The organism is Yoonia sp., from assembly GCF_046498525.1.
Classification (GTDB): Bacteria; Pseudomonadota; Alphaproteobacteria; order Rhodobacterales; family Rhodobacteraceae; genus Yoonia.
In genome coordinates this window covers 1-8,276 of sequence record NZ_JAWOAN010000017.1, presented here as the reverse complement: position 1 = coordinate 8,276, position 8,276 = coordinate 1, and the positions used below count along the sequence as shown (strand labels likewise).

Here is an 8,276-nt window from a genome sequence, read left to right as displayed (position 1 = left end):
GAGCGCTGTCCGATTATCGGATTGCCTATGGCAGACGCACGCGGTTCTTCCGGGACAGAGGACGCCAAAGCACCCATCCGCATCCCGATCAGGCCAAAAGCGCAAAAGAATGCAAGTCCCAGAACCAACAAACGCCCTTCGGCGCGCTGGCGCTGCTTGTCCGCCATCGCCTCATGGCGACGGGCACGGTTCTCGGCCTCGATCGCGTCAGGATTCTCGCCGCGCGCCCGCGCCTTGAGGATACGTGCCAGCGGGCGCAGCGGCGTGCGGCTCATAGGTCGTTCTCCATCTGCGCGCGTTGATCGAAAGACAACTCGATCGGGTTCGTAATGGGCAGGATCGGTGGCAAAGGGTAGATGATCTGATCGACCGCACCAAAAGCGTCTGGCATCAGCGGGAGCAAACCCAAACGGTCAAAATTCAGGTCGGCCAGATCTGCCAGACGGTCGGGACGGTTCAGATAGGCCCATTCTGCCCGCAACATGCCCAGACGTTCATGAGAAGCACCGATTTCACGGTGCAAATCGCGCACTTCGGCAATCGACGATTGTGTCTTGTAGTTCTCCTGATAGGCCCAAAACGCGAGGCCCATGACGGCCAAAGCTGTCAGAACATAAAACAAACCACGCACTTACCGACCCCCTTTTCTCTTTTTCATCGGCATCCCCAGATCGGCAGGATCAATACGCTCCGCTGGTGCATCCGTGCGGATCGCCACACGCAGCTTGGCCGAGCGCGACCTTTGGTTCTCTGCCAGTTCCTGTGCGTCCGGTCCGATCGCCTTGCGCTTTTCAATGCGCCATGCGGGTGTCACCTGCGCGATTTCCGGCGCATAGCGGTTCGCATTTGCCGTATTGCCTGAACGGGCCTGCAAGAACCGCTTTACCATCCGGTCCTCGACCGAATGAAAGGTCACCACAGCCAGTTTTCCACCGGGCTTTAGCGCACGTTCTGCCGCCATCAATCCTTCGGCCAACTCGCCGTATTCGTTATTGACCGCAATCCGCAAAGCCTGAAAGGTCCGTGTGGCGGGATGCGATTGGCCGGGCTTGGCGCGTGGCAAACAGCCTTCAACAATCTTTGCCAGTTGCAGTGTCGACGTCAGGGGGCGTGCTGTGACAATCGCTTTCGCGATGCGGCGCGATGCTCGTTCCTCGCCATAAAGATAAATGATATCAGCTAGTTCAGCCTCATCAGCCACGTTGCAAATGTCCGCCGCAGACGGACCCTCTTGCGACATGCGCATATCCAGCGGGCCGTCGCGCATGAACGAAAAACCACGTTCGGCCAGATCAAGCTGCATGGAGCTGACACCAAGATCCAGCACCACGCCATCCAGATCGGTCGCGTATTCATCCATCTTGGAAAATACGCCTGCAACCGTTTCGATCCGGTCGCCATATGTATTGATCCAGTCCGCCGCCATCTCGAATGCCAGCGGATCACGGTCAACGGCAATCACTTTATCCGCACCGGCAGCCAGCAGTTCACGGGTATATCCGCCGTTGCCAAATGTCCCATCCAGCCAGACCCCCGAAACGGGTGAGACCGCTGCGATGAGCGGTCTGATCAGAACGGGAATATGAGGTGGGGTTTTATCTGCAGCAGGCATCGCTCAACCGTCCAACAGGATGAGCGGATCATACCCATCACCCTGTTCATCCAGCCACGCGGTCAAGTCGTCCGCGACCTCCTGATTGAAGGTCTCGGCCTTCCATATCTCGAAATGATCGCCCAAACCGCTGAACGTCAGATCACCTTCTGTCAGACCCAGCTTTTGGCGCTGCTTGATCGGCATGACCGTGCGGCCGTCTTTATCAACGTCCAGCTTGATGGATTGTCCGATAATCAGGCGCGACAGCTTTTTCTTATCCGCAGACCCGCGCGGGAGCGCATTGATCTGCCCGACGACGGCATTGAATTCATCCACGGTATAGCCGTGCAACTGGTGCTTGAGATGATCACCATAAAGAAGGTACATGCGCGGGGACAGACCCGGGTTCCATTCCGGGTCGCCGGCTTCGAGAACACGACGGAAATCAGCGGGGATCGACATGCGCCCCTTCCCGTCCACCTTCTGGGTGTGTGTGCCGGTAAAACTCAGAACCACTGTCCCTCGGTCCTCACTTGCCCCCGAAATTTGCCCTGAATGTGAAAACGGCGGATTGATCTGCTGCCACTGATCAATCCGCCGTCTCGTCCCTTGCGGGAAGTCCGACTGCGCGTGCCACCTGGGGGGATGTCTGCTCGCTCACGCGCCGGATCTCATTGGGTAATGGCGAAGCCTGTATGAAACCTGCTTTTGCCGGTTGGGGTTCTTAATTTGCCCCTTTGGAATTGTGTCCGTCATTACCGTAAGACAGTTGTGCCACCTCGCCGCCCACCAAGCAACAACTTTTTGGGAATTCATGGTACTATATGGGGTCTTTCAGCACATTTTCGGACGATATCTTGGTCAACACGCCGATAATTTGCAATAATTGTGGTGTTTACAGAGAAATTAGGCACAACATATAGACAATATTAATTCAATGTCATGTGTGCCAAAAAATCCGTATTAATTTTCGCTTTCACGTTGGAAAGGCGTAAAATCACGCGCAACGCCGACATTCTACTCAATTTCGAGATCAGGTAATCCGAATCTGCAGACGATTCCATGAATTCCCAAGAAATACCTGAAAAGGGCCATGGAGGTGATGCAGACTTACAACCGTTTATACATCATATACGCCTCGACCATTCCCAGCCTCGGGTGATCAAACGCTTCGGGGATGGTGCCGACAGTATCAAAACCAAGCCGGTGCCACAGGCGTACAGCCCCTGTATTGCTTGCCAGTACGAAATTGAATTGCATTGCGCGGTATCCCAGCGCGCGTGCCTCCTGCTGGCTGTGGGCACAAAGCTGTTCCGCGACGCCCTGCCCTCGCGCCGCGGGGACGACGATATAGCCGCAATTGCAGATATGCGCCCCACCGCCAGGCTGGTTGGTTTTGATATAGTAGGTCCCGATGATCCCGTTTGGCGCTTCTGCCACATAGGTGGCATCGGCCTGTGTCATCCAATAGGTCCGCGCACCCGCCTTTGTGATGGCCGGATCAACGGCGTAAGTGTCTGCGCCCGCAAACACATCGCGCAACATGGGCCAGATCAGATCGAAATCATCCGGCGTTGCCGCGCGGATTGTGATCACGCAATCCCACCCTCGATAAAGCGGCGCGCCAGTGCGCGGTAGGCATCAGCCATCGGGCTGTCGCCTGCGGCAATCGGCGTGCCGCTGTCACCTGCCAGACGGGTATCAAGATCAATCGGCAGCGAGCCCAGAAAGGGAACACCGATCTTTTCCGCTTCCGCAGCGACGCCGCCCTGCCCAAAGATATGAGTCTCGGTCCCGCAGGTCGGGCAAACAAAGGTCGACATGTTTTCGATCATGCCCAGCACCGGCGTCCGCAATGATCTGAACATATCCAGTGCCTTACGGGCATCGAGTAAAGCCACATCCTGCGGTGTGCTGACGATCACCGCCCCCGTCAGTTCCGTTTTCTGACAAAGTGTCAGTTGCACATCGCCCGTACCGGGTGGCAGATCGACAATCAGGACATCCAGTTCTCCCCATTGCACCTGCCCGAGCATCTGTTGCAACGCACCCATCAACATCGGGCCGCGCCAGACGACGGCCTTGCCTTCTTCCATCATCAACCCGATCGACATCATCGTGACGCCATGCGCCTGCAATGGAATGATCGTTTTGCCATCGGGACTGCCGGGGCGTTTGTTCACACCCATCATGCGTGGCTGCGATGGACCGTAGATATCCGCGTCAAGTAGACCGACGCGACGGCCTTCGCGGGCCAAGGCCACGGCAAGGTTGGACGAGACGGTGGATTTACCCACGCCACCCTTGCCCGAACCGATAGCCAGGATGCGGTCAACGCCCGATACTTTCGCAGGGCCGGCCTGCGGTGTGGGATGACGCCCGATCTTAAGCGACGGTGGTTCTGGCGACTTGGGCGCAGGGCCATGCGCTGTTAAAACAACAGTCGCACTCTCGACGCCGGGCAAACGGCGCACGATATCTTCGGCAGCACGGCGCACTCCGTCCATCTTGGACGCCTCGCCGGGATCTGCAGCCTCGATCACGAAACGGACCGCGCCTCCCTCGATATTCAGTGCGCGGATCATGTCCCGCGACACCAGATCTTCGCCTCCGGGCAACGTGAGTCGCGACAGCGCGCCGAGTATTTCGTCCCGTGTAGTAGCCATATTGAGACCTCAAGTTTCAAAAACGTCTAATTTCCAGACACCATCTCGCATCTTTTGGGCAAAGTGCAAGGGTTCGGAAACAGATGCACAAAATTGCGACAGATTGATAACGATAGGTCAGCAATGCTTATGCACTTTCTGCATGGCAGCATTGCGCAAACAGCCATTGTGCAACTGCAGCATAATCATACATCTTGGTCACAACAGCGCGGCAGAAGTCGCGGCACACAGAACAAACATGAGTAGTACAATGACCGTCCACACCGAAACATTCTTTGCTGGCACTTCCCTGACCGAGCGTTTTTTCACGTTCCGTGCGCGGCTCGCCGATAAAGCCGCCAAGCGCAAAGTATACCGGACAACCCTGTCCGAGCTAGAGAGCCTTTCGACACGCGATCTCAACGATCTGGGGCTGTCACGCTGCATGATCAAAGCCATCGCCCACGAGGCCGCCTACGGCAAGTAATTCACGAATTCGGATCTGCTGCCTCCTCCCTTTAGGCAGATCCGGAACAAGACCCATCGCTTCACCTCCTCCCGAGGCTATGGGTCAGCAATAAGGTGGCGGCATCCACCTCCTCCCGGGTGCCGCCACTTTATAAAACAGAATTCGGAACCGGCCCACCTCCTCCCGGGTTTGGAACCGATCATACCGCAGACCGCGCTCACCTCCTCCCGAGCAACGTCAGCGAGGACGCGCCTTGCTTCTTCTCCTCCCGAGACGCAAGGGGGCGCTGATAAGTAAAGACGGTCATGCCCACCTCCTCCCGGGCATGGCCGTTTTTTGCTTCTGGCAGTTGTGCGCCCAAGGCTGCATAAGCGGCATCATGTCACCAGATATTTTTTTCGCCCTTGTCGGCTTTGCCTTTGCCAGTTCGGTCACACCCGGACCGAACAACCTGATGCTGATGGCCTCGGGGGCCAACTATGGCCTACGGCGCACGGTGCCGCATATGCTGGGTATCTCCCTTGGCCATGCCTTCATGGTAACGATGGTCGGGATCGTGCTCTTGCAGGTGTTCGAAACCTACCCGGTCCTGAATATCGCGCTCAAGGTGCTCAGTGCCGCCTACATGATGTGGCTGGCATGGAAGATCGCGAATGCGGTACCACCCGAAGCCAAAGAAGTCACAGGCAAACCCTTTACCTTCCTGCAGGCCGCAGCCTTTCAGTGGGTCAATCCCAAGGCATGGTTCATGGCAATCACCGCGATCAGCGCTTATGCCCCCCAAGACCGCGGCATCGTGATCGGGTCACTCATGGTGGCGGCTGTCTTTGCCGCAACGAACCTGCCGTCGGTCACGGTCTGGGCGTGGATGGGCGTGCAGGTGCGCCGCTGGCTGGGAACCGCGCGGCGATTGCGTGTGTTCAACGTGTCGATGGCGGTGCTTTTGGTCGGGTCACTTTACCCGATGCTGGTCCATTAAAACGGCACGTCATCCGCCTGATCCGCACTGACGACAAACCGCGCCACCACATGTTTTGATCCGGCCTTGTCGAACTCGATCACCAGCTTGTCGCCTTCGATCCCCATCACTTCACCATAGCCGAATTTCTGGTGGAACACGCGCTCGCCTTCGGTAAAGGCGGACACGGCATCCAGATCGATCGTCATATTGCGCGCCTCGGCGGGTTGGGCCATTCCGCGCTGCTGGCTGCGCGATTGCAGGCGTTTCCAGCCCGGAGAGTTGTAGACATCCGCCTGATGGGCCTTTTCATGCAGGTTCGATCCGGCCATCCCCATGACCGCAGGGGATGCACTGGCCGACATGCCCGCAGCACCATAGCCGCCACCGTAAAGGCCGGGCGGGGTCAGCACCTCGACATGCGCGGGCGGCAGTTCATCGATAAACCGCGACGGCATGGCCGACTGCCACTGGCCATAGACCCTGCGGTTGGCGGCAAAGGACACCGTGCAAATTTCCTCGGCGCGGGTGATCCCCACATAGGCCAGACGCCGTTCCTCTTCGAGGCCCTTCATGCCGCTTTCGTCCATCGATCGCTGCGAGGGAAACAACCCGTCTTCCCACCCCGGCAGGAAGACCGCGGGAAATTCCAGCCCCTTTGCCGCGTGCAGGGTCATGATGCTGACCTTCTCGCCCTGCTCCTCGGTCTCGTTATCCATGATCAGGCTGACATGTTCGAGGAACCCTTGCAGGTTCTCGAAATTCTCCAGCGCCTTGACCAGTTCCTTGAGGTTTTCCAACCGACCCGGCGCCTCCGGCGTCTTGTCGTTCTGCCAAAAGCCGGTGTAGCCGCTTTCATCCAAAATCATTTCGGCCAGTTCAACATGTGTGTCTGCCTCGGCGCGCACCTGCCCATGCCAGCGGTCAAGGCTGTCCACCAAAATAGTGAGCTCCTTCAGGCCCTTGCCACCTAAAAGTTTACCCTGACAGACCAGCCGCGCGCCCTCGACCAGTGACACATCATTGCTGCGTGCGGTCCGCTGGATCGTCTGCACGGCTTTGTCGCCCAAGCCCCGCTTGGGGGTATTCACGATCCGCTCGAACGCCAGATCATCTTCGGGCGACACGGCCAGCCGGAAATAGGCCATCGCATCCCTGATCTCCATCCGCTCATAAAAACGTGGGCCGCCTATCACGCGATAGGGCAAGCCGATCGTCAGAAAGCGATCTTCAAAGGCGCGCATTTGATGGGACGCACGCACGAGAATCGCCATGCTATCAAGGCCCATCGGGGCCAAACCACGCGTGCCGCGCTGCATCGCCTCAACCTCTTCGCCGATCCAGCGGGCCTCTTCCTCGCCATCCCAATGGCCGATCAGGCGGACCTTTTCGCCATCCTTGCGGGATGTGAACAGCGTCTTGCCCAAGCGCCCCTTATTGGCGGCAATCACACTGGATGCCGCAGCCAGAATATGCGGGGTTGAACGATAATTCTCTTCCAGCCGCACCACATGGGCGCCCGGAAAATCCTTTTCAAAGCGCAGGATATTGCCCACCTCGGCGCCGCGCCAGCCATAGATCGACTGGTCGTCATCGCCCACGCAGCAAATATTCTTGTGCGATGCCGCCAGCAGGCGCAGCCACATATACTGGGCGACGTTGGTATCCTGATACTCATCCACCAGAATATAGCGGAACCAGCGCTGGTACTGCGCCAGCACATCCGGATGGTTTTGAAAAATCGTGACCATATGCAGCAGGATATCACCGAAATCGACGGCGTTCAGATCCCGCAGACGGCGCTGATAGGCGGCGTAAAGCTCCACCCCCTTTTGGTCAAAGGCACCGCTGTCCGCGACCGGCACCTTGTCAGGCGTGAATGCCTTGTTCTTCCATCCGTCAATAATGCCTGCTAGCATTCGCGCGGGCCAGCGTTTGTGATCGATGCCCGCCGCTTCGATCAACTGTTTCATCAAGCGGATCTGGTCGTCGGTATCCAGAATGGTGAAATTCGATTTGAGCCCGACGAGTTCGGCATGGCGCCGCAACTGCTTGGCGCAAACCGCATGGAATGTACCAAGCCAGGGCATGCCCTCGACAGCTTCTCCCATCAGGCCACCAACACGCGATTTCATCTCGCGCGCGGCCTTGTTGGTAAAGGTCACTGCCAAAATCTCGTGCGGGCGCGCACTGCCTGTCGCCAACAGATGGGTGATGCGGGTGGTCAACGCCTTTGTCTTGCCCGTCCCTGCCCCTGCCAACATCAACACAGGGCCACTCAAGGTCTCGACCGCCTCGCGCTGTGCGGGGTTCAGACCTTCCAGATAAGCCTTGCTCGGCTGCGCCATCGCCTGCTGACTAAGCGGGACAGCCGCCGCTTCAAATGCGTCATCTTCGGAAAAATTGCTCATGTCGTTTACATAGCGCCTCGTGCCGCGCGTGAAAAGGCTTGTTCTACTTCCGTTCCCCTCGTTATTATTGGCCCATAAATATCCCCGCCGGAGGCTCCGAAGGATTGCCAAACGCGGCACAGTCGCCATAGCTTGCGCCACATGACATTACACAGCCGCTATCCCGCTATTTCCGATCTGCAAGCCCGTGCGCGGTCGC

Annotated in this window: 8 protein-coding genes and 1 pseudogene; 2 read left to right on the top strand and 7 right to left on the bottom strand. The window is 57.8% G+C overall.

The features are described 5' to 3' along the window. The 6 genes and pseudogenes from R6T97_RS01190 to R6T97_RS01165 form a co-directional block, all read right to left on the bottom strand. Nucleotides 1-275 (bottom strand): annotated as a pseudogene (locus R6T97_RS01190) (penicillin-binding protein 2); the annotation flags it as partial. Continuing rightward, nucleotides 272-631, bottom strand: coding sequence for a cell division protein FtsL (locus tag R6T97_RS01185; protein WP_410347484.1), 360 nt, complete (start codon nt 629-631; stop codon nt 272-274). The gene R6T97_RS01185 and the pseudogene R6T97_RS01190, both read right to left, overlap by 4 nt. Further along, nucleotides 632-1,612 (bottom strand): 16S rRNA (cytosine(1402)-N(4))-methyltransferase RsmH, encoded by a 981-nt coding sequence (rsmH, locus tag R6T97_RS01180; protein ID WP_410347483.1) that lies wholly within the window; start codon nt 1,610-1,612, stop codon nt 632-634. A 3-nt stretch (nt 1,613-1,615) separates the two neighbouring features. Next, nucleotides 1,616-2,110: a division/cell wall cluster transcriptional repressor MraZ gene (locus R6T97_RS01175; RefSeq protein WP_410347482.1), complete on the bottom strand. Its 495-nt coding sequence runs from the start codon at nt 2,108-2,110 to the stop codon at nt 1,616-1,618. Between the two features lie 594 nt (nt 2,111-2,704). Then, nucleotides 2,705-3,190, bottom strand: coding sequence for an N-acetyltransferase family protein (locus tag R6T97_RS01170; protein ID WP_410347481.1), 486 nt, complete (start codon nt 3,188-3,190; stop codon nt 2,705-2,707). Beyond that, nucleotides 3,187-4,260, bottom strand: a complete 1,074-nt coding sequence (locus R6T97_RS01165) for an Mrp/NBP35 family ATP-binding protein (protein WP_410347480.1) — start codon at nt 4,258-4,260, stop codon at nt 3,187-3,189. The genes R6T97_RS01170 and R6T97_RS01165 overlap by 4 nt, the downstream gene beginning before the upstream one ends. A 250-nt stretch (nt 4,261-4,510) precedes the next feature. On the opposite strand from R6T97_RS01165, the gene R6T97_RS01160 reads away from it, so the two are divergent. Together R6T97_RS01160 and R6T97_RS01155 are read left to right on the top strand one after the other, a co-directional pair. Further along, the gene (locus R6T97_RS01160; protein WP_410347479.1) at nt 4,511-4,726 is read left to right on the top strand and encodes a DUF1127 domain-containing protein; all 216 of its coding nucleotides are present in this window, start codon (nt 4,511-4,513) and stop codon (nt 4,724-4,726) included. A gap of 361 nt (nt 4,727-5,087) precedes the next feature. After that, a complete protein-coding gene (locus R6T97_RS01155) occupies nt 5,088-5,687 on the top strand; it encodes a LysE family translocator (protein WP_410347478.1) in 600 nt (199 codons plus the stop codon). On the opposite strand, the gene R6T97_RS01150 is transcribed toward R6T97_RS01155, so the two are convergent. Then, the gene (locus R6T97_RS01150) at nt 5,684-8,077 is read right to left on the bottom strand and encodes an ATP-dependent helicase (RefSeq protein ID WP_410347477.1); all 2,394 of its coding nucleotides are present in this window, start codon (nt 8,075-8,077) and stop codon (nt 5,684-5,686) included. The genes R6T97_RS01155 and R6T97_RS01150 overlap by 4 nt on opposite strands. Nucleotides 8,078-8,276: the final 199 nt, after the last annotated feature.

Coding starts and splice junctions, on each gene's coding strand:
- R6T97_RS01150 (WP_410347477.1), bottom strand. CDS start 8,077: ATGAGCAATTTTTCCGAAGATGACGCATTTGAAGCGGCGGCTGTCCCG.
- R6T97_RS01160 (WP_410347479.1), top strand. CDS start 4,511: ATGACCGTCCACACCGAAACATTCTTTGCTGGCACTTCCCTGACCGAG.
- R6T97_RS01165 (WP_410347480.1), bottom strand. CDS start 4,260: ATGGCTACTACACGGGACGAAATACTCGGCGCGCTGTCGCGACTCACG.
- rsmH (WP_410347483.1), bottom strand. CDS start 1,612: ATGCCTGCTGCAGATAAAACCCCACCTCATATTCCCGTTCTGATCAGA.
- R6T97_RS01155 (WP_410347478.1), top strand. CDS start 5,088: ATGTCACCAGATATTTTTTTCGCCCTTGTCGGCTTTGCCTTTGCCAGT.